This window comes from Pseudomonas sp. UBA4194 (genome assembly GCF_002379585.1).
Taxonomy (GTDB): domain Bacteria; phylum Pseudomonadota; class Gammaproteobacteria; order Pseudomonadales; family Pseudomonadaceae; genus Aquipseudomonas.
The window spans coordinates 21,517-47,259 of sequence record NZ_DFUE01000021.1; the positions used below are offsets into that span (position 1 = coordinate 21,517).

21 protein-coding genes are annotated in these 25,743 nt (G+C 62.6%); 12 read left to right on the forward strand and 9 right to left on the reverse strand.

Annotated elements, in window-relative coordinates:
- Positions 1-68 precede the first annotated feature (68 nt).
- Both B3397_RS05975 and pdeM read left to right on the forward strand, forming a co-directional pair.
- The gene (locus tag B3397_RS05975) at positions 69-2,537 is read left to right on the forward strand and encodes a ligase-associated DNA damage response DEXH box helicase (protein ID WP_296248171.1); all 2,469 of its coding nucleotides are present in this window, start codon (positions 69-71) and stop codon (positions 2,535-2,537) included.
- Positions 2,534-3,190, forward strand: coding sequence for a ligase-associated DNA damage response endonuclease PdeM (gene pdeM / locus B3397_RS05980; protein ID WP_296248173.1), 657 nt, complete (start codon positions 2,534-2,536; stop codon positions 3,188-3,190). Before B3397_RS05975 ends, pdeM begins: the two co-directional genes overlap by 4 nt.
- A 15-nt stretch (positions 3,191-3,205) precedes the next feature.
- On the opposite strand, the gene B3397_RS05985 is transcribed toward pdeM, so the two are convergent.
- Together B3397_RS05985 and dcd are read right to left on the reverse strand one after the other, a co-directional pair.
- The gene (locus B3397_RS05985) at positions 3,206-3,409 is read right to left on the reverse strand and encodes a hypothetical protein (RefSeq protein WP_296248174.1); all 204 of its coding nucleotides are present in this window, start codon (positions 3,407-3,409) and stop codon (positions 3,206-3,208) included.
- Positions 3,410-3,507: 98 nt separating this feature from the next.
- The gene (gene dcd, locus B3397_RS05990) at positions 3,508-4,074 is read right to left on the reverse strand and encodes a dCTP deaminase (protein WP_017126297.1); all 567 of its coding nucleotides are present in this window, start codon (positions 4,072-4,074) and stop codon (positions 3,508-3,510) included.
- A gap of 348 nt (positions 4,075-4,422) precedes the next feature.
- Between dcd and B3397_RS05995 the strand changes: the two genes are divergently transcribed.
- On the forward strand, positions 4,423-4,632 hold the full coding sequence (locus B3397_RS05995; RefSeq protein ID WP_049862192.1) for a cold-shock protein: 210 nt from the start codon (positions 4,423-4,425) through the stop codon (positions 4,630-4,632).
- A gap of 117 nt (positions 4,633-4,749) precedes the next feature.
- On the opposite strand, the gene apbC is transcribed toward B3397_RS05995, so the two are convergent.
- Positions 4,750-5,844, reverse strand: coding sequence for an iron-sulfur cluster carrier protein ApbC (gene apbC, locus B3397_RS06000; RefSeq protein WP_296248178.1), 1,095 nt, complete (start codon positions 5,842-5,844; stop codon positions 4,750-4,752).
- Positions 5,845-6,009: 165 nt separating this feature from the next.
- Between apbC and rapA the strand changes: the two genes are divergently transcribed.
- Together rapA and B3397_RS06010 are read left to right on the forward strand one after the other, a co-directional pair.
- The gene (rapA, locus tag B3397_RS06005; RefSeq protein WP_296248181.1) at positions 6,010-8,856 is read left to right on the forward strand and encodes an RNA polymerase-associated protein RapA; all 2,847 of its coding nucleotides are present in this window, start codon (positions 6,010-6,012) and stop codon (positions 8,854-8,856) included.
- Between the two features lie 258 nt (positions 8,857-9,114).
- Complete coding sequence (locus tag B3397_RS06010; protein WP_296248182.1) at positions 9,115-11,289, forward strand: putative bifunctional diguanylate cyclase/phosphodiesterase; 2,175 nt, start codon at positions 9,115-9,117, stop codon at positions 11,287-11,289.
- Between the two features lie 101 nt (positions 11,290-11,390).
- Here the strand turns inward: B3397_RS06010 and B3397_RS06015 are convergent, their stop codons facing one another.
- Positions 11,391-11,699, reverse strand: coding sequence for a DUF2288 domain-containing protein (locus B3397_RS06015; RefSeq protein WP_414704350.1), 309 nt, complete (start codon positions 11,697-11,699; stop codon positions 11,391-11,393).
- Between the two features lie 365 nt (positions 11,700-12,064).
- Here B3397_RS06015 and B3397_RS06020 point away from each other — a divergent pair, with 365 nt between their 5' ends.
- From B3397_RS06020 to B3397_RS06050, 7 genes are all read left to right on the forward strand, one after another.
- Positions 12,065-13,180: a branched-chain amino acid ABC transporter substrate-binding protein gene (locus tag B3397_RS06020; RefSeq protein ID WP_296248184.1), complete on the forward strand. Its 1,116-nt coding sequence runs from the start codon at positions 12,065-12,067 to the stop codon at positions 13,178-13,180.
- Positions 13,181-13,391: 211 nt separating this feature from the next.
- Positions 13,392-14,315 carry a high-affinity branched-chain amino acid ABC transporter permease LivH gene (gene livH / locus B3397_RS06025; protein WP_296248185.1) on the forward strand — a complete coding sequence of 308 codons (924 nt, stop codon included), beginning with the start codon at positions 13,392-13,394 and terminating at the stop codon, positions 14,313-14,315.
- Positions 14,312-15,565, forward strand: a complete 1,254-nt coding sequence (locus tag B3397_RS06030; protein ID WP_296248187.1) for a high-affinity branched-chain amino acid ABC transporter permease LivM — start codon at positions 14,312-14,314, stop codon at positions 15,563-15,565. Before livH ends, B3397_RS06030 begins: the two co-directional genes overlap by 4 nt.
- Complete coding sequence (livG, locus tag B3397_RS06035; RefSeq protein WP_296248189.1) at positions 15,562-16,329, forward strand: high-affinity branched-chain amino acid ABC transporter ATP-binding protein LivG; 768 nt, start codon at positions 15,562-15,564, stop codon at positions 16,327-16,329. Before B3397_RS06030 ends, livG begins: the two co-directional genes overlap by 4 nt.
- Positions 16,329-17,030, forward strand: coding sequence for an ABC transporter ATP-binding protein (locus B3397_RS06040; protein WP_296248191.1), 702 nt, complete (start codon positions 16,329-16,331; stop codon positions 17,028-17,030). Before livG ends, B3397_RS06040 begins: the two co-directional genes overlap by 1 nt.
- A gap of 183 nt (positions 17,031-17,213) precedes the next feature.
- Entirely contained in the window at positions 17,214-17,891 is a 678-nt protein-coding gene (locus B3397_RS06045; RefSeq protein WP_296248192.1) for a hypothetical protein, read from the forward strand.
- Positions 17,892-17,998: 107 nt separating this feature from the next.
- Entirely contained in the window at positions 17,999-19,609 is a 1,611-nt protein-coding gene (locus B3397_RS06050; RefSeq protein WP_296248194.1) for an NAD(P)/FAD-dependent oxidoreductase, read from the forward strand.
- Between the two features lie 193 nt (positions 19,610-19,802).
- Here the strand turns inward: B3397_RS06050 and B3397_RS06055 are convergent, their stop codons facing one another.
- From B3397_RS06055 to dinG, 5 genes are all read right to left on the reverse strand, one after another.
- Positions 19,803-20,267: a glycine zipper 2TM domain-containing protein gene (locus B3397_RS06055; RefSeq protein WP_296248196.1), complete on the reverse strand. Its 465-nt coding sequence runs from the start codon at positions 20,265-20,267 to the stop codon at positions 19,803-19,805.
- A 169-nt stretch (positions 20,268-20,436) separates the two neighbouring features.
- Positions 20,437-21,084, reverse strand: coding sequence for a pyridoxamine 5'-phosphate oxidase (gene pdxH, locus B3397_RS06060; RefSeq protein WP_296248198.1), 648 nt, complete (start codon positions 21,082-21,084; stop codon positions 20,437-20,439).
- Between the two features lie 18 nt (positions 21,085-21,102).
- A complete protein-coding gene (locus tag B3397_RS06065) occupies positions 21,103-22,071 on the reverse strand; it encodes an OmpA family protein (protein ID WP_296248200.1) in 969 nt (322 codons plus the stop codon).
- Between the two features lie 123 nt (positions 22,072-22,194).
- On the reverse strand, positions 22,195-23,340 hold the full coding sequence (locus tag B3397_RS06070; RefSeq protein ID WP_296248202.1) for a serine hydrolase domain-containing protein: 1,146 nt from the start codon (positions 23,338-23,340) through the stop codon (positions 22,195-22,197).
- A 189-nt stretch (positions 23,341-23,529) separates the two neighbouring features.
- On the reverse strand, positions 23,530-25,674 hold the full coding sequence (gene dinG, locus B3397_RS06075) for an ATP-dependent DNA helicase DinG (RefSeq protein ID WP_296248203.1): 2,145 nt from the start codon (positions 25,672-25,674) through the stop codon (positions 23,530-23,532).
- Positions 25,675-25,743 lie beyond the last annotated feature (69 nt).

The following is a 25,743-nucleotide window of genomic DNA, read 5'->3' on the forward strand; positions in this document are numbered from 1 at the left end:
ACAAATTTCAAACTATCCCCCTCCCCTGACGGTCCCTGTACTAACACCCCCAGGACATCCCTGCCGGCATGCCGACACCCAGCACCTTCGCCAAACACTGGTTCGCCAGCCGCCTGTGGAAGCCCTTCCCATTCCAGAAAGACGTCTGGGCCGCAGTCAAGCGCGGTGAATCCGGCATGCTTCACGCCAGCACCGGTGCCGGCAAGACCTACGCGGTATGGTTCGCTGCCCTGCAGCGTTTCGCCAGCACCAAACCTGTGACCACCGGCAAACGCAAACCCGCCATGGCTCCGCTGACGGTGCTGTGGATCACCCCCATGCGTGCCTTGGCCGCCGACACCCTGCGAGCCCTGCAAGCTCCTGTCGACGAACTGCAGATTGCCTGGAGCCTGGGCCTGCGCACTGGCGATACCAGCAGCAGCGAGCGCGCCCGGCAAAGTCGCCGCCTGCCCTCGGCACTGGTGACCACGCCGGAAAGCCTGACGCTGCTGCTGGCTCGCGACAAAGCCGAAGAAGAGCTGGCCAGCGTGGCCATGGTGGTGGTGGACGAGTGGCATGAACTGATCGGCAACAAGCGAGGTGTGCAGCTTCAGTTGGCGCTGGCCAGGCTGCGCCGTTGGAACCCGCAACTGATCGTATGGGGGATTTCCGCCACGCTCGGCAACCAGGCCCACGCTCAGGAAGTCCTGCTGCCAGGGCAAGCCAGTGTCAGCGTGCAAGGCGCCCAGGCCAAGACCATCGAGGTGGACACCTTGTTGCCGACGGCCATCGAACGTTTCCCCTGGGGCGGGCACATGGGCCTGCGGATGCTTGATCAGGTGGTCAGCGAAATCGACGGCAGCACCAGTTGCCTGGTGTTCACCAACACTCGGGCGCAGTCGGAAATCTGGTTCCAGGCGATTCTCGACGCTCGGCCTGATTGGGCTGGCATCATCGCCCTGCACCACAGCTCTCTGGCCAGAGAAGTGCGCGAATGGGTCGAGCGGGCGCTCAAGGATGGCCAGCTCAAAGCCGTGGTCTGCACCTCCAGCCTGGATCTGGGCGTCGACTTCCTGCCGGTCGAGCGGGTGTTGCAGATCGGCTCGGCCAAGGGTATCGCCCGCCTGATGCAGCGCGCTGGACGCTCCGGTCACGCCCCGGGAAGGGCTTCACGAGTGACTCTGGTGCCGACCCATAGCATGGAGCTGGTGGAAGCAGCCGCCGCCCATGACGCCGTGGCGCAACGTCGTATCGAGCCCCGCGAATCGCCCGACAAGCCCTTGGACGTGCTCGTTCAGCACCTGGTCAGCATGGCCCTGGGCGGCGGCTTCTTGCCCGACGCCCTGCTCAGCGAAGTGCGCAGCGCGTGGGCCTACCGCAACCTCACGGATGACGAGTGGCAGTGGGCGCTGGCGTTCGTTCGCCACGGCGGCCTTTCGCTGACCGCTTACCCGGACTACCGCCGGGTCGAGCCGGACGAACACGGGGTCTGGCGAGTGCCTGACGCGCGTCTGGCCCGGCGCCATCGCATGGGCATCGGCACCATCGTCAGCGACGCCAGCCTGCAGCTCAAATACTGGAGCAAGGGCGGCGGCGGACGGTCGCTGGGCAGCGTCGAGGAAGGCTTTATCGCACGGCTCAAACCTGGTGACGGTTTTCTCTTCGCCGGTCGCCAGTTGGAGCTTGTACGGGTCGAGGACATGACCGCCTACGTCAAGCGCAGCACTGCCAAGAAAGCGGCCGTGCCGCGCTGGAATGGCGGGCGTATGCCACTGTCCGGCGAATTGGCCGATGCCCTGGTGGAAAAGCTCGGCGCCGCCGCGCGCGGCGAATACGCCAGCGCCGAGATGCGCGCCGTGCGCCCGCTGCTGGAGGTACAACAGCAGTGGTCGGCCTTGCCCAGTGAAACCACGCTGCTGGTCGAGACCCTGAAATCCCGCGAGGGCTGGCACCTGTTTCTTTACCCGTTCGGCGGTCGCCAGGTGCATCTGGGCCTGGGCAGCCTGCTCGCCTGGCGCATGGGCCAGCGCCAACCCTTGACCTTTTCCATCGCCGTCAACGACTACGGCCTTGAACTACTCAGCGCCACCCCGGTGGACTGGGCGAGCGAGCTGGACGGCGAGCTTTTGAGCGCAGACAACCTGCTGCACGACGTGTTGGCCAGCCTCAATGCCGGCGAACTGGCGCTGCGGCGTTTTCGCGAAATCGCGCGGATCTCGGGGCTGGTGTTCGGTGGCTACCCCGGCGCGCAGAAAAGCACCCGCCAGGTGCAGGCCTCCAGCGGGCTGTTCTTTCAGGTGTTCAAGCAATACGACGCGGGTAATCTGCTGCTGACCCAGGCTCAGGAGGAAGTACTGCGCCAGGAGCTCGAAGTGCAGCGCCTGGAGCATGTGCTGGAGCAGATCGCCAACCGACGCCTGGACCTGCACGCCGTCAAGCGCCCTACGCCATTGGGCTTTCCGCTGCTGGTGGAACGCTTTCGTGAAAGCCTCAGTTCGGAGAAACTGGCTGACCGTATCCGCCGCATGGTCGGCGACCTGGAGAAAGCTGCTGGATGAGTGCTTATTGCAGTGTTGAATTGGCCGGTACCGAGTTGTGGTTATTGGCGGAAAAAGCCGTGTACTGGCCGGAGCGCAAGACCTTGCTGATCGCCGACGCCCACTTCGGCAAAGCAGCCGCCTACCGCAAGCTGGGCCAGCCAGTGCCCCATGGCACCACGGCCAGCAACCTTGAAGTACTGGACCGGATCCTGGCTGCTTATCGGTGTGAGCACCTGGTGTTCCTGGGAGACTTCCTGCACGCGCCAGGCTCTCACGCGGCGGGCACCCTGAGCGCCTTGGCGGCCTGGCGGCGGCAAGTACCCGCTCTGGCGATCACGCTGATCCGAGGCAACCACGATCGCCGCGCCGGCGACCCGCCTGCGGAGCTGGGCTTCAACGTGGTGGCCGAACCGCTGGAGATGGGCCCGTTGGCGCTGCAGCACGAGCCTGAGCCGCACGCGTCGCTGCACGTGCTGGCCGGCCACGTGCATCCGGTCTACAGACTGTACGGAAAAGGCCGGCAAAGCCTGCGTCTGCCGTGCTATCAGCTGGGGTCGCGGGTCAGCCTGCTACCTGCATTCGGAGCGTTTACCGGAGGGTTCAACGTCGACGCCATCGCCGACCAGCGGTTATACGTGGTCGGCGATGGCGGCGTGTGGCGGGTCGACTGAGTCGACTGACTGAAATCAGGCTACGGGGGCGGGAGGCGGCTCGTCAGGCACGGTGGGCACACCAGGTTCGGTGGGCTGCTGGGTATCGGGGTCGGGCTGGCCGGGTATCCCGCCTGCCACCTGGGCAAGGGGGTTTGCCAGAAGCGACCAGGCAAGCACTCCGATGGAATTGGGCTGAAGCTTGGCCAACTGAGCACTGATAGTCGGGTCGATTTTCATAGACACTCCTGAGCGATGGCCCGGCGCAGACAGCGCAAACCGGGCGGTTCACTCATATGGAGTCGCAAATCCAGAACTAGTTCGCAGGCTTCGTCGGATCAGGTGCGTGGCAGGGTCACGCCGCGCTGGCCCTGGTACTTGCCGCCACGGTCCTTGTAGGACACTTCGCACTCTTCGTCGGATTCCAGAAACAGCATCTGCGCCACGCCCTCGTTGGCGTAGATCTTGGCCGGCAGCGTGGTGGTGTTGGAGAACTCCAGGGTCACGTGGCCTTCCCACTCCGGCTCCAGCGGCGTGACGTTGACGATGATGCCGCAGCGCGCGTAGGTGCTTTTGCCCAGGCAGATGGTCAGCACATTGCGCGGGATGCGGAAATACTCGACGGTGCGGGCCAGGGCGAACGAGTTCGGCGGGATGATGCACACGTCGCTCTTGATATCGACGAAGCTTTTCTCGTCGAAGTTCTTGGGGTCGACCGTGGCTGAGTTGATGTTGGTGAACACCTTGAATTCATCGGCGCAGCGCACGTCGTAGCCGTAGCTGGAGACACCGAAGGAGATCAACCGGTCGGCGCCTTCGCCACGCATCTGGCGCTCGACGAAAGGTTCGATCATGCCGTGCTCTTGCGCCATGCGGCGAATCCACTTGTCCGATTTGATGCTCATGGCGGGTGTCCTGGGTTGCGAGGTGAATAATTGCGGGTGAAGGGAAACTGCGCGCATCTTACCGGGCATGACGCCTGCGTTCAAAGACTGCCGCGCTTTTGTCGCCGGAGGCCCGTAAATCGCAGGTTATGTGCGGTTTCGAGTGCCGTCGATCATATTTGTGATAAACCCTGCAAAGACCATTGGCACGTTCCGGAAAAAGGGGTAAGGTGGCGCCACTGTGTTGCTTGTGTCACTGAGAATCTCTACCCGATGTCCAACATCTTCATGAATTTTCCTGCTCTTTGCACTCAGTCTCGGCCAGGGCGTTTCCTGAACCGCAGTTAACTTTGTCCAAGGAGATACACCATGTCCAATCGCCAAACCGGTACCGTTAAGTGGTTCAACGATGAAAAAGGCTTCGGCTTCATCACTCCACAATCCGGTGACGACCTGTTCGTACACTTCAAAGCCATCCAGGCTGACGGCTTCAAAAGCCTGAAAGAAGGCCAGCAGGTCTCTTTCATCGCTACCCGCGGTCAGAAAGGCATGCAAGCTGAAGAAGTTCAAGTTGTCTAACTTGAGCTGAATCGCTTCAAAAAACCCCGCTTCGGCGGGGTTTTTTTATGGGTGGGATTTGAGGTGGGTCGCAGGTAGGCGGTGCAGGGTTCATGCACCGCAAATCCCCGCCGCTGCTCAGTCATCGGAAACCGTAATGCTCGGCATCGCCGGTGCCGCTGCCTCCTGCAGCACGATCCGCGCACCCACCCGTCGCGCCAGTTCCTGATACACCATGGCAATCTGGCTCTCCGGCTCCGCGGCTGCCGTCGGCTTGCCACCATCGGCCTGTTCTCGAATCAGCATCGACAATGGCAACGATGCCAGCAACTCCACCCCATACTGCGACGCCAGCTTCTCACCGCCGCCTTCACCGAACAGATGTTCGGCATGGCCACAGTTCGAACAGATGTGCACGGCCATGTTCTCCACCACCCCCAGCACGGGGATATTGACCTTGCGGAACATTTCCACGCCTTTCCTGGCATCCAGCAAGGCCAGGTCCTGGGGGGTGGTGACGATGACCGATCCGGCCACGGGTACTTTCTGCGCAAGGGTGAGCTGGATGTCGCCCGTACCAGGGGGCATGTCGATGACCAGATAGTCCAGATCATCCCAGGCGGTTTGGGTGATCAGTTGCAGCAGCGCCCCGGAAACCATTGGCCCGCGCCAGACCATGGGCGTGTTGTCGTCGGTCAGGAATGCCATGGACATGACTTGCACCCCATGGGCCTGAATCGGCACGAACCACTTCTGGTCCTTGACCTTTGGCCGGGTGCCTTCGGCAATACCGAACATCACCCCCTGGCTGGGCCCATAGATGTCAGCATCGAGAATTCCCACCCGTGCGCCTTCCCGGGCCAGCGCCAGGGCGAGGTTGGCAGCCGTGGTGGACTTGCCCACTCCGCCTTTGCCGGACGCCACCGCAACGATGTTCTTGACGTTGGCCATACCCGGAATCTGGCCCTGGGCCTTGTGCGGCTCGATCACGCAGTCGATCTGGACCTTGGCCGAGGTTACGCCTTCGATGCCCTCGATGGCGGTTTGCAACACCTGCGCCCAGCCGTTCTTGAACAGGCCGGCCGCGTAACCCAGGCGCAAGTGCACAGTCACCGCCGCGCCCTGGATATCGATGGCCTGCACGCAGCCGGCGCTGACCGGGTCCTGGTCCAGGTAAGGGTCGGTGTATTGGCGAAGCACGGCTTCCACTGCTGCGCGATTGACGGCGCTCATGGCTACTCCCGATCAGAGACGTTGAAAATCAGTCGGGTATCGTAACGCGTCTGGTGCCCGGTCGGCAGATCGGATTTGCGCCCCTACAATAATGCTCATACCTTTGGCCCTATCCCCCCCAATCCGTTAGAATCACCGCCTTTTCAAAAGCGGGAGTCAGGCAGCATGGCGCAGCAGTATCAACCGGGGCAACGCTGGATCAGCGACAGCGAAGCAGAGCTCGGCCTGGGCACCGTCCTGGCCCAGGACGGTCGCTTGTTGACCGTGCTCTACCCGGCCACTGGCGACACTCGCCAGTACGCCCTGCGCAACGCGCCCCTCACGCGGGTGCGTTTCTCTCCCGGCGACATGATCACCCACTTCGAAGGCTGGAAGCTGACCGTGCGCGAAGTCGAGGACGTCGATGGCCTGCTGGTCTACCACGGCCTCGACGCGCAGAACAATGCCTGCACCCTGCCGGAAACCCAGCTGTCGAACTTCATCCAGTTCCGCCTGGCCAGCGACCGTCTGTTCGCCGGCCAAATCGACCCGCTGCCGTGGTTCTCGCTGCGCTACAACACCCTGGAGCACACCAGCAAACAGTTGCAGTCCTCGCTGTGGGGCCTGGGCGGTGTGCGCGCGCAACCTATCGCTCACCAGTTGCATATCGCTCGCGAAGTGGCCGACCGGATTGCGCCGCGGGTGCTGCTGGCCGACGAAGTGGGCCTGGGCAAGACCATTGAAGCGGGCCTGGTGATCCACCGCCAGCTGCTGTCCGGACGTGCCAGCCGCGTACTGATCCTGGTGCCGGAGAACCTGCAGCACCAGTGGCTGGTGGAAATGCGTCGCCGCTTCAACTTGCAGGTCGCGCTGTTCGATGCCGAACGTTTTATCGAGAGCGACGCCAGCAATCCCTTCGAAGACGCGCAACTGGCGCTGGTCTCGCTGGAATGGGTGACTGAAGACGAAAAAGCCCAGGACGCCCTGTTCGCCGCCGGCTGGGACATGCTGGTGGTCGACGAGGCCCACCATCTGGTCTGGCATGAAGAAAAAGCCAGCCCGCAATATTCGTTGGTCGAACAGTTGGCTGAAGTCATTCCCGGCGTTTTGCTGCTGACCGCGACCCCGGAGCAATTGGGCCAGGACAGCCACTTCGCGCGCCTGCGCCTGCTCGACCCTAACCGCTTCCACGACCTGGCCGCTTTCCGCGCCGAGAGCGAGAACTACCGCCCGGTGGCCGAAGCCGTGCAGGAGCTGCTGGACAAAGGCCGACTCTCGCCTGGCGCGCAGGCTACCATCCATGGCCTTCTGGGCAGCGAGGGCGACAGCCTGGTGGCGGCGATCAACGCCGGCGACAACGACGCCGGCCCGCGCCTGATCCGCGAGCTGCTCGATCGCCATGGCACTGGCCGGGTGTTGTTCCGCAACACCCGTGCCGCCGTGCAGGGTTTCCCGGAACGCAAGCTGCACCCCTACCCACTGCCTTGCCCGGACGAGTACCTGGAATTGCCCCTGGGCGAACACGCCGAGCTGTACCCGGAAGTGAGCTTCCAGGCCCAGGCCGAAGACGGTGCCGAGGAACGCTGGTGGCGCTTCGACCCACGGGTCGAATGGCTGATCGACACCCTCAAGATGCTCAAGCGTACCAAGGTCCTGGTGATCTGCGCCCACGCCGAAACCGCAATGGACCTGGAAGACGCCCTGCGCGTACGCTCGGGCATCCCGGCCACGGTGTTCCATGAAGGCATGAGCATTCTGGAGCGCGACCGTGCGGCCGCCTATTTCGCCGACGAAGAGTTCGGCGCGCAGGTGCTGATCTGTTCGGAGATCGGCAGTGAGGGCCGCAACTTCCAGTTCGCCCACCACCTGGTGCTCTTCGACCTGCCCGCTCACCCGGACCTGCTCGAGCAACGCATCGGCCGCCTGGACCGCATCGGTCAGAAGCACATTATTGAACTGCACGTGCCGTACCTGGAGAACAGCCCGCAGGAGCGCCTGTTCCAGTGGTACCACGGTGCGCTCAATGCGTTCCTCAACACCTGCCCCACCGGCAACGCCCTGCAGCACCAGTTCGGCCCACGCCTGTTGCCGATGCTGGAAAACGCCGATGACGGCGAGTGGCAAGCCCTGGTGACCGAAGCCCGCGCCCAACGCGAGCAACTGGAAAGCGAACTGCATACCGGTCGTGACCGCCTGCTGGAACTCAATTCCGGGGGCGACGGTGAAGGTCAGGCGCTGGTAGCCGCGATCGAGGAGCAGGACGATCAATTCGCCTTGCCGATCTATATGGAAACCTTGTTCGATGCGTTCGGTATCGACAGCGAAGACCATTCGGAAAACGCTTTGATTCTGCGCCCAAGCGAGAAGATGCTGGACGCCAGCTTCCCGCTGGGCGACGACGAAGGTGTCACCATCACCTACGACCGCCACCAGGCGCTGTCACGCGAAGACATGCAGTTCATCACCTGGGAACACCCCATGGTGCAGGGCGGCATGGACCTGGTACTGGCCGGCTCCATGGGCAACACGGCCGTGGCGCTGATCAAGAACAAGGCACTGAAGCCCGGCACCGTGCTGCTCGAACTGCTTTACGTGAGTGAAGTGGTCGCGCCGCGGTCGCTGCAACTGGGCCGGTACCTGCCGCCTGCCGCGCTGCGCTGCCTGCTGGACACCAACGGCAACGACCTGGCTTCACGGGTGTCGTTCGACACCCTCAACGAGCAGTTGGAAAGCGTGCCCAAGGCCAGCGCCAACAAGTTCATCCAGGCCCAGCGTGACGTACTGGCGCCGCGGATCAACGCCGGGGAAGCCAAGATTGCCCCTCGCCATGCCGAGCGCGTCGCCGAAGCCCAACGTCGCTTGGCAGCCGAAACCGAGGAAGAGCTGGCCCGCCTGACGGCACTGCAGGCGGTCAACCCGACCGTGCGCGACAGCGAGCTGGTGGCGTTGCGCAAACAGCAGGAAGAAGGCCTGGCGATGCTGGAAAAAGCCGCGCTGCGCCTGGAAGCGATCCGAGTGCTGGTCGCCGGCTGATGCATTAGTAGTTCCGACGCCTTCGCGGCTAGCACGCCGCTCCTACAGAAGTCCCCCTGTAGGAGCGGCGTCCAGCCGCGAAGCCCCCCACCCCGCCCCTGTAGGAGCGGCGCGCTAGCCGCGAAGACGCCCGCAAAACCACCCTTATTCCCCCTGGCTATACCCTCAATCGCCAATCGATTGGCATCAATATGCCACCACTCACCTCCCGCCATCCTATAATCCCCGAAAACAAAGACTCTGTTTTCGAGGCAAGCTATGGACTGGCTAGGCATTCGTTTCCTCAGTGAGTTTCCCCCCGCAGGGCAAATGCTGCTGCACTGCACCCACAACCCGTGGCTGGTGCTGCTGGCCTATCTGATCGCCTGTGCCGGAAGCTTTGCCACCCTGGACATGGCCGAACGCCTGGCCCAGTCGGAAACCGCCGGAGCACGGCGGCGCTGGCGCTGGCTGGGGGCTGCCTGCCTGGCTTGCGGCATCTGGGCGATGCACTTCATCAGCATGCTGGCGTTCCAGACGGCCATGGACGTGCACTACGACCTGCCCATCACCATCGCGTCGCTACTGATTGCCCTGTTCGCCGGGCTGCTGGCCATGAATCTGCTCAGCCGCCCCACCGTGCGCCTCAAGCACTACGCCCTGACGGCCGCCGGCATGGGCCTGGCCATCTGCGCCATGCATTACATCGGCATGGCCGCCATGCGCTCCGACGCCCAGGCCTACTACGCCCCCTGGCCCTTCGCCGGCTCGATCGCACTGGCCATCGTCGTGAGCCTGATGGCCCTGGCCATGGCCCGACATTTTCGCCAGGGTTCGGGGTCGCTGGGTGTGGCCCTCAAATACGCCGCCAGCGCACTGATGGGAACGGGCATCGTCAGTGCCCACTTCAGCGGCATGGCGGCGTTGCACCTGACCGTACCCACCGGGCGGCTGATGGATCACTCAGGCACCGACAACGGGCTGCAACTGAGCCTGACCATCGCCACCATCACGCTGCTGATCATCGCCAGCAGCATCAGCTCGGCCCTGGCCGACAAGAAACTGTTGAGCAAGGAACTGGATCTGCGCCGGGTCAACGCCCTGCTCAGCCAGCTCGACCAGGCGCGCGTGCAGTTGCAGCAAGCGGCGCATTACGACGCGCTGACCAGCCTGGTCAACCGGCGCGGTTTCAACGAACTGTTCGCCCAGCGCCTGGCCGTGCAGCAGCGCGACCAGGGCATGCTGGCAGTGATGTTCCTGGACATCGACCACTTCAAGCGCATCAATGACAGCCTCGGCCACGACGTCGGCGATGCGTTGCTCAAGGCCATCGCGCAGATCATTAAAGGCGCGACCCGCCGCGACGACGATGTCGTGGCGCGCTTCGGCGGCGATGAATTCTGCATTCTGATCGCCATGAACAAGCGTGACGACGCCAAGTTCCTGGCCCAGCGCATCATGACGCGCATGAAGCAACCCATCGAACTGGCCGGACGGCGCCTCGTCATGACCACCAGCATTGGCGTCAGCGTCTTTCCCGACAATGGCGATACCTGCGAGGAGCTGCTGAAGAATGCCGACCTGGCGCTCTACCAGTCCAAGGGCAGTGGCCGCAACAGCCTGCATTTCTTCAGTGGCGATCTTCGGGCCAAGGCCACCCTCGCCTTGCAGCTTGAAGAGGAATTGCGCAACGCCCTGCATCACGAGGGCGGCCTGGAGCTGCACTATCAGCCAATCCTCGATCTGCGCAGCGGCCGGGTCGGCAAGCTGGAAGCCCTGATACGCTGGCGGCATCCGCAACATGGCCTGCTGGCCCCGGACCGATTTCTGGAAGTGGCTCGCACCAATGGCTTGATCATGGAGCTCGATGCATGGGTCATGCGTCGCGCCTGCCGCGATCTGGCAAGCTTCGGCCGCCAAGGCGATGCATCGTTGCGGGTGGCGATCAACTGCTCGCCGCAGACCCTGGCTCGTCCCTCCTGGCCGGGCGAAGTGGCCCAGGCGCTGGCTGAAACCGGGCTGGCAGCCCACAGGCTGGAGCTGGAGATCACCGAGCATGCGTTGATGACCAACATCCAACAAACCGTCGCACGACTGGACGAGATCAAGGCCCAGGGCGTGACGATTTCAATCGACGACTTCGGTACGGGGCATTCGTCGCTGGCCTACCTGCGCAACCTGCCGCTGGACACCGTGAAGATCGACCGCTCGTTCATCACCCACGTGCCTGAAGCCTTGAAGGATCGCGAGTTGGTGCAGGCCATCATCGCCATGGCTCACACCCTGCGCTTGCAGGTGGTAACGGAAGGCGTCGAGACGGCAGAGCAGATGACGTTCCTGGAAGGGTCGCAGTGCGATCACGTGCAGGGTTATCTGTTGAGCCGGCCGGTGCCGTTGGTGGAGATCCCGGCAGTATTGAATCGGTTGGAACGCCGGCACCTGATGTTGGTATGAGGCGGCAACGAAGGGTCCATGGAAACGCCTGGCCAGCCGATCAGCAGGGTGTCCCGCGCCACACATGAAAGCACCACCGCGCACGCACCAAAAAGAGTCGACTACTGCGGCTGTGCTCTTTCCTGGATCACTACCCAAGGCGAGACCACCACTGCCCAGAGGGTCGGATTCCCCTCGACAAATGCCAAAGCCCTTGTTTCAGAGAGCTTTTCTACCTCGCCTGCCTGCAGCCAGGCGGCGAAAATGTCACGTCTGTCTTCGGCCAGTGCTTGCGCTACGGTGATCAGATCCAGCGCCGGGTCGACCCACAACAGGGCGCCGCGCGCAAAAAAGGGTTGCAGCTCCGGCCAGCCAATTATTGCGGTTTCGCCGAGCAGCTTGGCATAGAGGGTGCTAGGTTGTTCAGTCATGGGTTTCACCAGAAGGAAAATCGTCGCCATGATAGCGGCGACCTGCCGCTGGAAAAACCCGGTTGCAATATCAATGATCGACCCAGGGTCCAGGAAAACAGGGACGTAAGTGAACCAGTGCGTTCAAGCCCGCCGTTATTCTGTAACTTTATGTCGATTTAGCGACAACCTACTGATTTGCCTGCAATCGCCAGCTTTCCAACGAGCAAACTGGCGCTCTACACTGTACCGGTACAGTTGGCAGGGGCAGATCCGAACGTCGTCGGCCATTTCGTGTCGCGGGGTGATGCGCGCAAATGGCAAGATTCGGTCCGGCGCCTGAACGGCTAGGACTATAAGAAATACAACACAAACGTGGAGCACCAATGAATAAGCAGATTTCCAAACTGTTTGCAGCTCTGGTTCTGGCCGGCGTCGCCAGCCATTCGTTCGCCGCCGACACCATCAAGATCGGCATCGCCGGTCCGAAAACCGGGCCGGTGGCCGAGTACGGCACCATGCAGTTCAACGGCGCAAAAATGGCCATCGAACAGATCAACGCCAAAGGCGGCGTAGACGGCAAGAAGCTCGAAGCCGTGGAATACGATGACGCCTGCGATCCCAAGCAAGCGGTCGCGGTTGCTAACAAAGTGGTCAACGATGGCGTCAAGTACGTGATCGGTCACCTGTGTTCCAGCTCCGCCCAGCCGGCCTCCGACGTCTACGAAGACGAAGGCATCATCATGGTCACCCCGGCTGCCACCAGCCCGGACATCACCAGCCGTGGCTACAAGCTGGTGTTCCGTACCATCGGCCTGGACAGCGCCCAGGGCCCGGCTGCCGGCAACTACATTGCCGACGTGGTCAAACCCAAGATTGTTGCCGTGATCCACGACAAGCAACAGTACGGTGAAGGCATTGCCAGCGCCGTGAAGAAAACCCTGGAAGGCAAGGGCGTGAAAGTGGCCGTGTTCGAAGGCATCAATGCCGGCGACAAGGACTTCTCCTCGCTGATCGCCAAGCTCAAGCAAGCCAACGTCGACTTCGTCTACTACGGCGGCTACCACCCGGAGCTGGGCCAGATCCTGCGCCAATCCAAGGAGAAGGGCCTGAACGCCAAGTTCATGGGTCCTGAAGGCGTGGGCAACGAGTCCATTTCGCAGATCGCCGGTGATGCCTCCGAGGGCCTGCTGGTGACCTTGCCGAAATCCTTCGACAAGGACTCTGCGAACCAAGCGCTGACAGAAGCCTTCCAGGCCAAGAAGCAGGACCCGAGCGGTCCGTTCGTGTACCCGTCGTACTCCGCAGTGGAGGTCGTGGCCCAAGCCATTGAGAAGGCCAAGAGCGAGGACACCGACAAGGTCGCCGAAGCCATCCACGCCGGTACCTTCAAGACCCCGATGGGCGAGCTGAGCTACGACGACAAGGGTGACCTGAAGAACTTCCAGTTCGTGGTCTACGAGTGGCACTTCGGCAAACCCAAGACCGAAGCTGCCAAGTAACACCTGACGCAAAACCCTCGAGACCCACTGCGTTCGCAGTGGGTTTTGTTTTACGAGTGACGGGCCTGCCTACCGCGATCCGGAGGCTGGCCCCCTGAAAATCTTGAAACCGCTACCCGCGGTTCACCCGCCCTGCCCTGAAAGACCGCGACAAGGAAAGCGCACAGGCATGGCTGGAGAAATGCAGAGCAGGTTTTTAGGAGCGCGGTAAATGCCCGAAATTTTCCACTACATGCAGCAGCTGGTGAATGGCCTGACCATCGGCAGCACCTATGCATTGATCGCCATCGGCTACACGATGGTCTACGGCATCATCGGAATGATCAACTTCGCCCACGGCGAGGTGTACATGATCGGTTCCTATGTCACCTTCATCGTCCTGGCAGGCTTGGCCATGCTGGGCATCCACAGTTTACCGGTGCTGATGATCGCAGGCTTTGCCGCGGCCATCCTGGTCACCAGTGCCTACGGTTACAGCATCGAGCGGGTCGCCTATCGGCCACTGCGCAACAGCAACCGCCTGATCCCGCTGATTTCCGCCATCGGCATGTCGATCTTCCTGCAGAACTCGGTGCAGTTGTCCCAGGGTTCCGGCAACTTCGCCATCCCCAATCTGCTGCCCGGCAGTCTGACCTTCGGCCCCGGTGGCGCCGAGGAAGTGCAGATTTCCTACATGCAGATTCTGGTGTTCGTGGTGACCGTGGCGGCCATGTATGGCCTGACCCTGTTCATTTCCCGCTCGCGCATGGGCCGTGCCTGCCGCGCCTGCGCCGAGGACATGAAGATGGCCAACCTGCTGGGCATCAACACCAACGCCATCATTGCCCTGACCTTCGTGGTCGGTGCGGCCCTGGCGGCGGTGGCAGCGGTGCTGCTGAGCATGCAGTACGGCGTGATCAACCCCAGCGCCGGCTTCCTGGTGGGCCTGAAGGCCTTCACCGCAGCCGTTCTGGGCGGCATCGGCAGTATCCCCGGCGCCATGCTCGGCGGGCTGGTGCTGGGTGTTGCCGAGGCCTTCGGCGCAGACATCTTCGGTGATCAGTACAAGGACGTCGTGTCCTTCGGTTTGCTGGTCCTGGTTCTATTGTTCCGGCCGACCGGCATCCTGGGCCGTCCGGAGGTTGAGAAAGTATGAGCAAGTCTCTTAGATCCGCGTTGTTCAGCGCAGCGCTGGTGTGGGCCGTGGCCTACCCGGTGCTGGGCCTGAAACTGGCCTTTTCCGGAGTGACCCTGGTGGTGCAGAACGCCAGCACCAGTACCCTGCTGATCATCGCTGCCTGTTCGGTGCTGATGTTCCTGCGGGTATTGTTCGCTGACCGCATCGGCGGCCTGCGCCGCGATTCCAGCAAACCGTTGATCCCAGCCAAAGCCTCGAACTTCCTGACCCTGCCCAGCACTCAGCGCTGGTTCATCCTGGCGCTGATAGTGCTGGCGTTCGTATGGCCGTTCTTCGGTTCACGCGGCGCAGTGGACATCGCCACGCTGATCCTCATCTACGTGATGCTGGGCCTTGGCCTGAACATCGTGGTGGGCCTGGCCGGTCTGCTCGACCTGGGTTACGTCGGCTTCTATGCCGTGGGCGCCTATGGCTACGCGTTGCTGTCGCACTATTTCGGCCTGAGCTTCTGGGAGTGCCTGCCGCTGGCCGGCCTGTTGGCGGCCACCTTCGGCTTCCTGCTGGGCTTTCCGGTGCTGCGCTTGCGCGGTGATTACCTGGCCATCGTGACGCTGGGCTTCGGCGAAATCATCCGTATCTTCCTGCGTAACCTGACCGACATCACCGGCGGCCCCAACGGCATCAGCAACATCGAAAAGCCCACGCTGTTCGGCCTCAGCTTCGAGCGTCGCGCGGCCGAGGGCAGCCAGACCTTCCATCAGTTCTTCGGCTTGGAATACAGCCCGATCAGCAAGGTCATCTTCCTTTACCTGATTGCCCTGCTGATGGCCCTGGCAGCGCTGTTCGTGATCAATCGCCTGCTGCGCATGCCCATCGGTCGGGCTTGGGAAGCCCTGCGTGAAGACGAGATCGCCTGTCGCGCGCTGGGCCTGAACCCTACCGTGATCAAGCTTTCGGCCTTTACTCTGGGCGCCGCCTTTGCGGGCTTCGCCGGCAGCTTCTTTGCTGCGCGCCAGGGGCTGGTCACTCCCGAGTCGTTCACGTTCATCGAATCGGCGATCATCCTGGCGATCGTCGTGCTGGGTGGTATGGGCTCCCAGTTGGGCGTGATCCTGGCGGCGATCGTGATGATCCTGCTGCCCGAATTGATGCGTGAGTTCAGCGACTACCGCATGTTGATGTTCGGCGCCCTGATGGTGCTGATGATGATCTGGCGTCCGCAAGGCTTGCTCCCGATGCAGCGTCCACACATGGAGCTGCGCAAATGAGCCAGAACATTCTGCAAGTCAGCGACCTGAGCATGCGTTTCGGCGGCCTGCTGGCCGTGAACGGCGTGGCCCTGACGGTCAAGGAAAAACAGGTAGTGGCCCTGATCGGCCCCAACGGCGCCGGCAAGACCACGGTGTTCAACTGCCTGACCGGTTTCTACAAACCCAGTGGCGGCAGCATCCTGCTCGATGGTCAGCCGATCCAGGGATTGCCCGGTCATCAGATCGCCCGCAAGGGCGTGGTGCGCACCTTCCAGAACGTGCGGCTGTTCAAAGAAATGACCGCGCTGGAAAACCTGTTGATCGCCCAGCATCGGCATTTGAACACCAACTTCTTTGCCGGTTTGCTGAAGACTCCGAGTTTTCGCAGAAGCGAAAAAGAGGCCCTGGAATACGCCGAGTACTGGCTGGAGAAGGTCAACCTCAAGGAGTTCGCCAACCGCACCGCCGGTACCTTGGCGTACGGCCAGCAACGTCGGCTGGAAATTGCCCGGTGCATGATGACCCGGCCGCGCATCCTCATGCTCGACGAGCCCGCGGCGGGGCTCAACCCGCGGGAAACCGACGACCTCAAGGCGCTGATCGGCGTGCTGCGTGAGGAACACAACGCCACGGTGTTGCTGATCGAGCATGACATGAAGCTGGTCATGAGCATTTCCGACCACATCGTGGTGATCAACCAGGGCACACCGTTGGCCGACGGGACGCCGCAACAGATTCGGGACAACCCTGAAGTGATCAAAGCCTATCTGGGGGAAGCGTAATGCTGCAGTTCGAAAACGTTTCCACGTTCTACGGCAAGATCCAGGCGTTGCACGACGTCAACGTCGAGGTGCGCCAAGGCGAAATCGTCACCCTGATCGGCGCCAACGGAGCCGGCAAGTCGACCCTGTTGATGACCCTGTGCGGATCGCCCCGGGCGCATTCGGGCAGCATCCGCTACATGGGTGAAGAACTGGTGGGCCAGGAATCGGCGGTGATCATGCGCAAGAGCATCGCCGTGGTGCCCGAAGGTCGCCGGGTGTTTGCTCGCCTGACCGTGGAAGAAAACCTGGCCATGGGCGGGTTCTTTACCGAAAAAGGCGATTACCAGGAGCAGATGGACAAGGTGCTGGCGCTGTTTCCGCGACTCAAGGAACGCTTCAGCCAGCGGGGCGGCACCATGTCCGGCGGCGAACAGCAGATGTTGGCCATTGGCCGGGCGCTGATGAGCAAGCCCAAGCTGCTGCTGCTCGACGAACCTTCGCTGGGGCTGGCGCCCATCATCATTCAGCAGATCTTCGACATCATCGAACAGCTGCGCCGGGACGGTGTAACGGTGTTCCTGGTGGAGCAGAACGCCAACCAGGCCCTGAAGATCGCCGACCGGGCGTACGTGCTGGAGAACGGCCGCGTGGTGATGCAGGGCACCGGCGAGGCTTTGCTGACCGATCCCAAGGTGCGCGAGGCGTATCTGGGGGGTTGATGTCCGAATGCTCCCCCACCCCATGAAAGTACACCGCGTACGGCTCCCTCTCCCTCAGGGAGAGGGCTGGGGTGAGGGGACCATTCACCCCAAACCCCAAACCAGCCCTCCAACCCAACCCCACCCAACACGATTTTCACCCCTCCTGTGCTACCTTCCCACCATCGCTCAGGAGACCCATCGATGCACCTGCCCCGCTCAATCGCCCTTCTCGCCCTGCTGCCACTGTTCGCCGGGTGCCAATCGCTGTTCAGCACCAGCCCCCCGCCCACTTCCACCGCTGGCATGACCCGCATGCAAGGTACCCTGCAGGGTGACGGTGGGCAGCTGTTCTTCCAGCCGTGTGGCAATCCTCGGCGCTATGCCGTCACCGACGCCAACGACACCGGCGTGCTGCAGGAAGCCTCCGATCTGGCCGGCAATCGCCCAGTGGTATACGCCGACCTGCGCGGCCGCTTCGATGCCAGCGCCACGGGCGGCACCGATGGCCGACTCGCCTTGCATCAGCTGTACCGCCTCGACCGCTCTCTGGCCGCCTGCAAAGACCCGAACTTCAAATTGCTCAGCCTCAGTGCCGGTGGTGCGCAGCCAGCCTGGGACGTCAAGGTCAGCCAGCAGGGCATGGAGGTCAACCGTGAAGGCCAGCCCACCTTGGCTGTGCCCTATATGGAAGAGCAGGTAGGCGATGGCCGCTTCAACCTGTCCACCGAAGCCAACGGCCAGCGGGTGGAACTGTGGATAGCCCCGCAGCGCTGCGTCGACCCCCGCAGTGATGGCGTGCAGTTCATGACCGCCGAGTTGCGCGTCAATGACCAGGTGCAAAAGGGCTGCGCGACCTTTGGTGGCGCTCGCAACGACTGACGTCGCAAGCCGTCGGGCGTTTTTTACCTGACGGCGAACACCCCATCGCGTTTATAATGCCGGGTTCTGCTATGCCCCCGGGGCGCGCCCGGATTTTTGGACCTGTCATGCTACGAATCACCGAACTCAAGCTGCCCCTGGATCACTCCGACGACGCCTTGCGCCCTGCCATCGTGCAGCGACTGGCCATCGCCGACGCCGACCTGCTGGACTTCACCCTGTTCAAGCGCAGCTACGATGCGCGCAAGAAGAACAGTGAACTGCAGTTCATCTACACCCTCGACCTGGAGCTGAACAACGAAGCCGACGTGCTCGCGCGCTTCGCCGACGACCACAACGTCAACCCGGCCCCGGATGTCAGCTACAAGGTGGTGGGTCATGCCCCTGCCGACTACAGCGATCGCCCACTGGTGGTGGGTTTCGGCCCGTGCGGCATCTTTGCCGGGCTGCTGCTGGCGCAGATGGGCTTCAAGCCGATCATCCTGGAGCGCGGCAAGGAAGTGCGCCAGCGCACCAAGGACACCTGGGGCCTGTGGCGCAAGAACGTGCTCAATCCCGAGTCCAACGTGCAGTTTGGCGAAGGCGGTGCGGGCACCTTCTCCGACGGCAAACTGTACAGCCAGATCAAGGACCCGCAGCACCACGGTCGCAAGGTCCTGCATGAGTTCGTCAAGGCTGGCGCACCCGAGGAAATCCTCTACGTCAGCAAACCGCACATCGGTACCTTCCGCCTGACCGGCATGGTCGAGAACATGCGTCAGGAAATCATCGCCCTGGGTGGCGAGGTGCGCTTTGAACAAAAGGTCACCGACCTGCTGATCGAGGGCGGCCAGGTACAGGGTGTGATGCTGGAGGGCGGCGAACAGATCGCTTCGCGGCACGTGGTGCTGGCGCTGGGCCACAGCGCCCGGGACACCTTCCGCATGCTCGACGCCCGCGGGGTGTTCATGGAAGCCAAGCCGTTCTCCATCGGCTTCCGGGTCGAGCACCCTCAGGGCATCATCGATCAGGCACGGCTGGGCAAGTATGCCGGCCACCCGAAGCTGGGTGCTGCCGATTACAAACTGGTGCACCACGCCAAGAACGGCCGCTCGGTCTACAGCTTCTGCATGTGCCCAGGGGGCACCGTGGTTGCCGCGACGTCGGAGCCAGGCCGTGTGGTGACCAATGGCATGAGTCAGTACTCGCGCAACGAGCGCAACGCCAACTCGGGCATCGTGGTCGGGATCACCCCGGAGCAGGACTATCCCGGCGGCCCACTGGCCGGTATCGAGCTGCAGGAGAAGCTGGAGTCCACGGCGTACCTGTTGGGCGGCAGCAATTATCAGGCGCCGGCGCAACTGCTGGGCGATTTCGTGGCAGGCAAGCCGTCAACCGCCTTGGGCAGTGTCGAGCCGTCCTACAAACCCGGCGTCACCTTGGGTGACCTGGCCCTGTCGCTGCCCGACTTCGCCATCGAGGCCATCCGCGAAGCGCTGCCGGCGTTCGAGCGCCAGATCAAGGGCTTCTCGATGCATGACGCGGTGCTGACCGGCATCGAAACCCGTACTTCTTCGCCCCTGCGTATCACCCGCGGCGCGGATTACCAGAGCCTTAACGTGCGGGGCTTGTTCCCGGCGGGTGAAGGTGCGGGGTACGCGGGCGGGATCTTGTCGGCGGGTGTCGATGGGATTCGGATTGCCGAGGCCGTGGTGCGGGATATCCTCGACGCGCAGTAATCGGCGGGGTGCCCGTACCGGCCCCATCGCGGGTAGAACCCGCTCCCACAGGGGAAAGTGTCTTGCGCGAATATCCAATGCGCTGATGATCTATTGTGGGAGCGGGTTCTACCCGCGATGAGGCCGCCACTGACGCGCCATAAAAAAAACCGGCCACTGAGAGGTGGCCGGTTTTTTTACATCCAGACTTCGATCAGTGCGAAACCCGGCTGGTGCCATCAACCGTCATGATGCGAACACGCTCGCCGACACGGAAGATCTCGTTTTCCTGCACGGCTTGAACATAAGCGCGCATGCTGCCGTCGTCTTCGCGAACGGTGATTTCCACACCCTGAGTGCGGGTCAGGCCCTCTTCAGTGGCCGAGCCCAGCAGGCCACCGGCGACTGCACCAATGACCGCCGCTACGATGCTGCCGCGGCCACCGCCGACGGCACTGCCGGCCACGCCGCCGACAACCGCACCTGCGCCGCCGCCGATCGGGGTCTTGGTGCCCTCGATCTTCACCGGACGCAGCGATTCGATGGTGCCCATGCGCACGGTCTGCACCCGACGCGCTTCATCGCGTGAGTAGGAGTCACCGGAGAGGTTGGAAGCACAACCGCCCAACAACAGGGACATGGTGGTGAAGCAGGCAACTAGCATTACTGACTTGCGCATTTTGGCAGGACTCCATGAGACATGTGTTTATTAGACGCCGTCGGCAAACGGCTGTCACGACACAAGCTGTATAAATTTGCGTCCGGTACAGGGCTTGTACGACTGGATGTTTTGACCGGCCACTGAACCTCTGGACAGCGCTCAGTGGCGAAAGGTCAAACGGATGGTCTCAGGGCGCGAGACGTTCGCGGACCCAGGCGGGGCCATCGATGCGGTAATTGAGGCGATCGTGCAGCCGGCTCGGCCTGCCCTGCCAGAACTCGATACGCTCAGGCAGCAAGCGGTAGCCACCCCAGTGCTCGGGACAATGGGGCTGGGTATCGCTGAAGCGCTGCTCGGTCGCCTTGAGCAAGCCTTCGAGTTCACCGCGATCGGCAATGACCCGACTTTGCGGCGAAGCCCAGGCACCGAGTCGACTTCCCAGCGGGCGAACCCGGAAGTACGCGTCCGATTCTTGCGCGCTGACCTTCACCACCCTGCCCTCGATGCGCACCTGGCGTTCCAGGGTGGGCCAGAAAAACGTCATGGCGGCAAACGGCCGGGCCGCAAGCTGCTGACCCTTGGCGCTGTCGTAGTTGCTGAAGAAGGTGAAGCCCTGGTCGTCCAGCCCCTTGAGCAACAACACCCGGCAATGCGGACGGCCTTCGCCGTCCACCGTGGCCAGGGTCATGGCGTTGGCTTCCACCGGCGGCTGCTCGGTTTTCACCGCCTCGTCGAACCAGCGCCGAAACAACTCCAGCGGCTCGCCAGGGGCCTGCTCTTCAGCCAGGCCATCGCGAGCGTAGTTACGGCGCATATCGGCCAGCGATTGCGTCATGGCGTCAGTCCTTGCGCATCAGTTGGCTTTGGCCTGGTCGTTGCTCGCGGCCTTCTTGGCCACGGTCTTCTTCGCAGGCGCGGCTTTCTTGGCCACTGCAGGCTTGGCGGCAGCCTTTTTCGCCGTCGCCTTGGCCGGAGCCTTGGCGGCCGGTTTGGCGGCGGCCTTGGCAGCAGGGGCCGGTACAGCCTTGATGTCCTGGGTCGCCACCATTTCAGCCGCGGTGAAGGTTGGCTGGTTGTACTTGGCCAACAGCGCCAGCATGGTGTTCTGCGGCGTCAGCAGAATTTCCACACGGCGGTTCAGCGAGCGGCCTTCGACGCTGTCGTTGGCGGCACGTGGCATTACCGAACCCATGCCGCGCAGCATCAGACGGTCACGCTGCAGGCCGCTGAGGCGGAAGATGGCGGCCACCGACTGGGCGCGTTCCTGGCTGAGTTTCTGGTTCAACGGCGCGGCACCACTGGTGTCGGCGTGGCCCAGTACCAGTACGGCGGTCTTGGTGTCGGCGTCGACAGCCTTGGCCACGCGGGTGATCGGGCCCAGGCTGACAGGCAGCAGCATGGAGGGACGGTCCGGGTTGAACGAGGAGTCCACGGGCGCGGTGACCACCAGCAGGTCTTCACGACGCTCGAGTTCGAACTTGCTGTCCTTGATGGCTTCGCGCACTTTTGGCTCATAGGCATCGAGCCAGGCCTGGGTCACCTTCGGATCGATCTTGGGTACTTCGGCGACTTTTGGCGCTTGCGGCTTGGTATCACCGAACGGCCACCACCAGCGGCTTTCGCTGTCGGACTTGGCATCGGCCTTGGCCACCTTGTCGGTGATCGCCTGTTCCACGTCCTTGTCCGCCGCTTTGCTGGCCACTTCGTCGCGGCCGAACGGCCACCAACTGTGCCCGCCCTGGGCCGACGCGTCTTGAGGAGTTTGAGCGCAACCGGTAGCGGCCAGGCACAAGGCAAATGCAATGGATTTATTCGGTGACATGGTGCTTCCACGAGATGTTGGTAGATACAAACCGGATGAACAAACCGGCCTAAATTATTGATTGATAGAGTAGAGCAGTGATAGAGGAATAGATGACCGCTGGTCGATTTCTGATCAACTGCCTTACAGACAGCTGCGTAAAACCTGTACCAGATGTTGCGCCCGCGGGTCCATCAACACGTAAGGGCCCAGCGTGTTGACGGCAAAACCAAAGGCCACGTCGTACTCGGGATCGGCAAAACCTACCGAGCCCCCTGCCCCGGGGTGACCAAAGGCGCGACTGCCCAGGCCAAAGGTGGCATTGGCCACGGTCGGCTGATCGAGCATGCAACCCAGGCCGAAGCGGGTCTGGGTCATCAGGGTTTTGTCGATACCAATGCTGTGCTCGCGGGTCAGCTCCTGCAGCAATTCCGACTCCAGCAGGCTGCCGTCGAGCAGCCCCGCATAGAAACCCGCCAGGCTGCGCGCATTGCCGTGACCATTGGCGGCAGGCTGCTGCATGCGACGCCATTGCGGCTTGTTGGTGCTGGTGAGCACCGACGGCGGGTTGGTGAAGGCGCGGGTAGCCATCGCCTCGGGTTCGCGCAGCGTCACCTGCAGCAGACGCTGGGCGGCTTCGTCACCGACGTTGCCCTTGCCCCGAGCGATATGAGCGACGCGATGGAATTCCTCATCCGCCAGGCCGACATGGAAATCCAGCCCCAGGGGCTTGGCCACTCGCGCCACGATAGACTCCCCCGGGCCGCGACCGTCGGCGCGACGGAGCAATTCACCGACCAGCCAGCCATAGGTGATAGCCGCATAACCATGCCCCTTGCCAGGCTCCCACCAGGGCGTTTCGGCCGCCAGTGCTGCGGTCATGGCCTGCCAGTCATACAGGGCTTCGGCAGGCAGCAAGTCGCGCAATGCAGGCAGACCGGCCTGATGGCTGAGCAATTGACGCAGGGTGATCGATTGTTTGCCGGCGGCGGCGAATTCGGGCCAGTAGTTGGCAACGGGTGCATCCAGTGACAGCTTGCCTTCGGCCACCAACTGCAGGGCAGTGACCGCGGTGAAGGTCTTGGTGCAGGAGAACAGATTGAGAATGGTATCGCTGTGCCAAGCCTCGCTGTGGTCCTTGTCGGCGCTGCCGGCCCACAGGTCGACCATGGTCTCGCCGCCCACCTGTATGCACAGCGCTGCCCCGCGCTCCTGGGGATTATCGAACAACGCCGCGAACGCTTCGCGTACGGCTTCGAACTTGAGCTCGAAATGACCTTGAACCTGCACCCTGACTCCCGCGACCGCGCTGCGAAAAATGACGGGCATTGTTTCAGTGAATGGTGGTTTTGTGAACCGGCGGGTTGGGGAGATTTGTTTCTCGACCGCGGGTCAACGCTCGCCTCACCCCAAGCGTACTGCGAACGGCGCCCTCTCCCAAAGGGAGAAGGCTGAGGTGAGGAGACCCTCCAGCACCGATCAGGAAATCTCCCGCCGAAACGGCGGCAGCGCATTCAGAATGGCCTTGCCATACCGCTGCGTCACCACGCGGCGGTCCAACAAGGTAATCGTGCCCCGGTCCTGTTCGGTACGCAGCAAGCGTCCACAGGCCTGAATCAAGCGCAGCGATGCATCGGGCACGGCAATTTCCATGAACGGGTTCCCACCCCGCGCCTCGATCCACTCAGCCAGTGCCGCCTCTACCGGATCGTCCGGTACGGCGAACGGAATCTTGGCAATGATCACGTGCTCGCAGTACGCCCCGGGCAAGTCGACACCCTCGGCGAAGCTCGCCAGGCCAAACAACACGCTGGAGTCCCCGCCATCGACCCGCGCCTTGTGTTTGTTCAGGGTTTCCTGCTTGGACAGGTTGCCCTGGATGAACACCTGCTTGCGCCAATCCCGATCCAGGCCGTCGAACACGTCCTGCATCTGCTTACGCGACGAGAACAGCACCAGCGAACCACGGTAGCCTTCCACCAGGTCGGGCAGGTCGCGGATGATCGCCGCGGTATGAGCCGGGGCATCGCGCGGGTCGGCGCGCAGATCCGGCACCCGTAACACACCGGCATCGGCATGGTGAAACGGGCTGGGCACGATAGTGGTAACCGAGGCCTTGGGAATGCCGGCACGCATGCGGTAACGATCGAACTTGCCCAGGGCGGTCAGGGTCGCCGACGTAACCAACGCTCCGTAACACACATTCCACAAATTGCGACGCAGCATTTCCGCAGCCAGGATGGGGCTGGCGTTGACCTCGATGTCGTACATTGCGCCGCTGTCGGCCAGGGTCAGCCACCGGGCCATGGGCGGGCTGTCTTCCGGATCCTCGGCCGTGAAGGCCGTCCACAGTTCCCAACTGCCCTGCGCACGCGCCAACAGACTGCCGAACAGGGGATACCATTCTTCGGCCTGATGGCTGGCAATGCCGATGTTCTTCTCGCCGTCCATACCTTCCTTGAGCAGGTCGCTCAAGCGGGTGAACAAGTCGGTGAGCTTGGAAAAGCCTTTCTTGAGCTCGATGCCCATCTCGCGCATGTGCTCGGGAATCACCCCCCCTACGAAGCGATGGCGCGGCCGCTCGCGGCCTTCCATGTCTTCGCCGGGCTTGAAGTCGGCAAGTTGCTCGCAAGCCGAAAACATGAACTGCTGCTGGGTCTTGATCTCGCGGGCCAGCTCCGGCACCTGTTCGATCAGCCGTCCCAGGTCGCCGGGCAGCGGGTGTTGCGCCAGCAACTTGGTAAGATTCTTGGCCGTGGTTTCCAGCCAGTCCGCCGTGGAACGCAAGCGACTGTAGTGAGCGAAGTGACCAATCGCCTTGTCTGGCAGGTGATGGCCTTCGTCGAACACATAGAGGGTGTCGCGCGGGTCCGGCAGTACCGCTCCACCACCCAGCGCCAGGTCGGCCAGCACCATGTCGTGGTTGGTGACGATGACATCCACCTTGCCCATACCCTCGCGGGCCTTGTAGAAAGCGCACTGCTGAAAGTTGGGGCAGTGGCGTGTGGTGCATTGGCTGTGGTCGGTGGTCAGGCGTGACCATTGCGCATCTTCCAGGGCCACGGGCCAGCTGTCGCGATCGCCGTCCCATTTGTTGCCGGCCAGCTTCTCGATCATGCTGGTGAACAGCTTCTGGCTGGCCTCGTCGACTTCGATCTTGAAGCCTTCCTCCTCGAACAGCTGCGCCGTGGCTGTCTGCGCATGCCCTTCCTGCAGCAGCACGTCGAGCTTGGACAGGCACAGGTAGCGACCGCGCCCCTTGGCCAGCGAGAAGGTGAAATTCAGGCCGCTGTTGCGCATCAGGTCCGGCAGGTCCTTGAAGACGATCTGTTCCTGCAGGGCGACTGTCGCTGTGGCGATCACCAGGCGCTTGCCCGCTGCCTTGGCTGCGGGAATCGCTGCCAGGCTGTAGGCCACCGTCTTGCCGGTACCAGTACCCGCCTCCACGGCGACCACCGCCGGCTCACCGCTGCGCCGGCCTTCGTCGTCGCAGTCGATATCGCCCAGTACCTTGGCGACTTCGGCGATCATCAGGCGTTGCCCATAGCGCGGCTTGAGGCTCTTGGCCTCGAGAAAACGCGTGTACGCGCCCTGGATGGTGGTTTTGAGTTCGTTACTGATCATCGACGCGTCATGGTGAAAGGCTGGATATATTTTCAGTGTTTCTCAACGGGCCGCTATCATACCGCGCTC

What these genes read in the sequence shown, in the direction of transcription:
- B3397_RS06010 (WP_296248182.1), top strand. Translation starts at nt 9,115, where the DNA reads ATGGACTGGCTAGGCATTCGTTTCCTCAGTGAGTTTCCCCCCGCAGGG.
- apbC (WP_296248178.1), bottom strand. Translation starts at nt 5,844, where the DNA reads ATGAGCGCCGTCAATCGCGCAGCAGTGGAAGCCGTGCTTCGCCAATAC.
- dcd (WP_017126297.1), bottom strand. Translation starts at nt 4,074, where the DNA reads ATGAGCATCAAATCGGACAAGTGGATTCGCCGCATGGCGCAAGAGCAC.
- dinG (WP_296248203.1), bottom strand. Translation starts at nt 25,674, where the DNA reads ATGATCAGTAACGAACTCAAAACCACCATCCAGGGCGCGTACACGCGT.
- B3397_RS06050 (WP_296248194.1), top strand. Translation starts at nt 17,999, where the DNA reads ATGCTACGAATCACCGAACTCAAGCTGCCCCTGGATCACTCCGACGAC.
- livH (WP_296248185.1), top strand. Translation starts at nt 13,392, where the DNA reads ATGCCCGAAATTTTCCACTACATGCAGCAGCTGGTGAATGGCCTGACC.
- pdeM (WP_296248173.1), top strand. Translation starts at nt 2,534, where the DNA reads ATGAGTGCTTATTGCAGTGTTGAATTGGCCGGTACCGAGTTGTGGTTA.
- B3397_RS06020 (WP_296248184.1), top strand. Translation starts at nt 12,065, where the DNA reads ATGAATAAGCAGATTTCCAAACTGTTTGCAGCTCTGGTTCTGGCCGGC.
- B3397_RS06045 (WP_296248192.1), top strand. Translation starts at nt 17,214, where the DNA reads ATGCACCTGCCCCGCTCAATCGCCCTTCTCGCCCTGCTGCCACTGTTC.
- pdxH (WP_296248198.1), bottom strand. Translation starts at nt 21,084, where the DNA reads ATGACGCAATCGCTGGCCGATATGCGCCGTAACTACGCTCGCGATGGC.
- B3397_RS06065 (WP_296248200.1), bottom strand. Translation starts at nt 22,071, where the DNA reads ATGTCACCGAATAAATCCATTGCATTTGCCTTGTGCCTGGCCGCTACC.
- B3397_RS05985 (WP_296248174.1), bottom strand. Translation starts at nt 3,409, where the DNA reads ATGAAAATCGACCCGACTATCAGTGCTCAGTTGGCCAAGCTTCAGCCC.
- B3397_RS06015 (WP_414704350.1), bottom strand. Translation starts at nt 11,699, where the DNA reads ATGACTGAACAACCTAGCACCCTCTATGCCAAGCTGCTCGGCGAAACC.
- rapA (WP_296248181.1), top strand. Translation starts at nt 6,010, where the DNA reads ATGGCGCAGCAGTATCAACCGGGGCAACGCTGGATCAGCGACAGCGAA.
- livG (WP_296248189.1), top strand. Translation starts at nt 15,562, where the DNA reads ATGAGCCAGAACATTCTGCAAGTCAGCGACCTGAGCATGCGTTTCGGC.
- B3397_RS06030 (WP_296248187.1), top strand. Translation starts at nt 14,312, where the DNA reads ATGAGCAAGTCTCTTAGATCCGCGTTGTTCAGCGCAGCGCTGGTGTGG.
- B3397_RS05975 (WP_296248171.1), top strand. Translation starts at nt 69, where the DNA reads ATGCCGACACCCAGCACCTTCGCCAAACACTGGTTCGCCAGCCGCCTG.
- B3397_RS05995 (WP_049862192.1), top strand. Translation starts at nt 4,423, where the DNA reads ATGTCCAATCGCCAAACCGGTACCGTTAAGTGGTTCAACGATGAAAAA.
- B3397_RS06040 (WP_296248191.1), top strand. Translation starts at nt 16,329, where the DNA reads ATGCTGCAGTTCGAAAACGTTTCCACGTTCTACGGCAAGATCCAGGCG.
- B3397_RS06055 (WP_296248196.1), bottom strand. Translation starts at nt 20,267, where the DNA reads ATGCGCAAGTCAGTAATGCTAGTTGCCTGCTTCACCACCATGTCCCTG.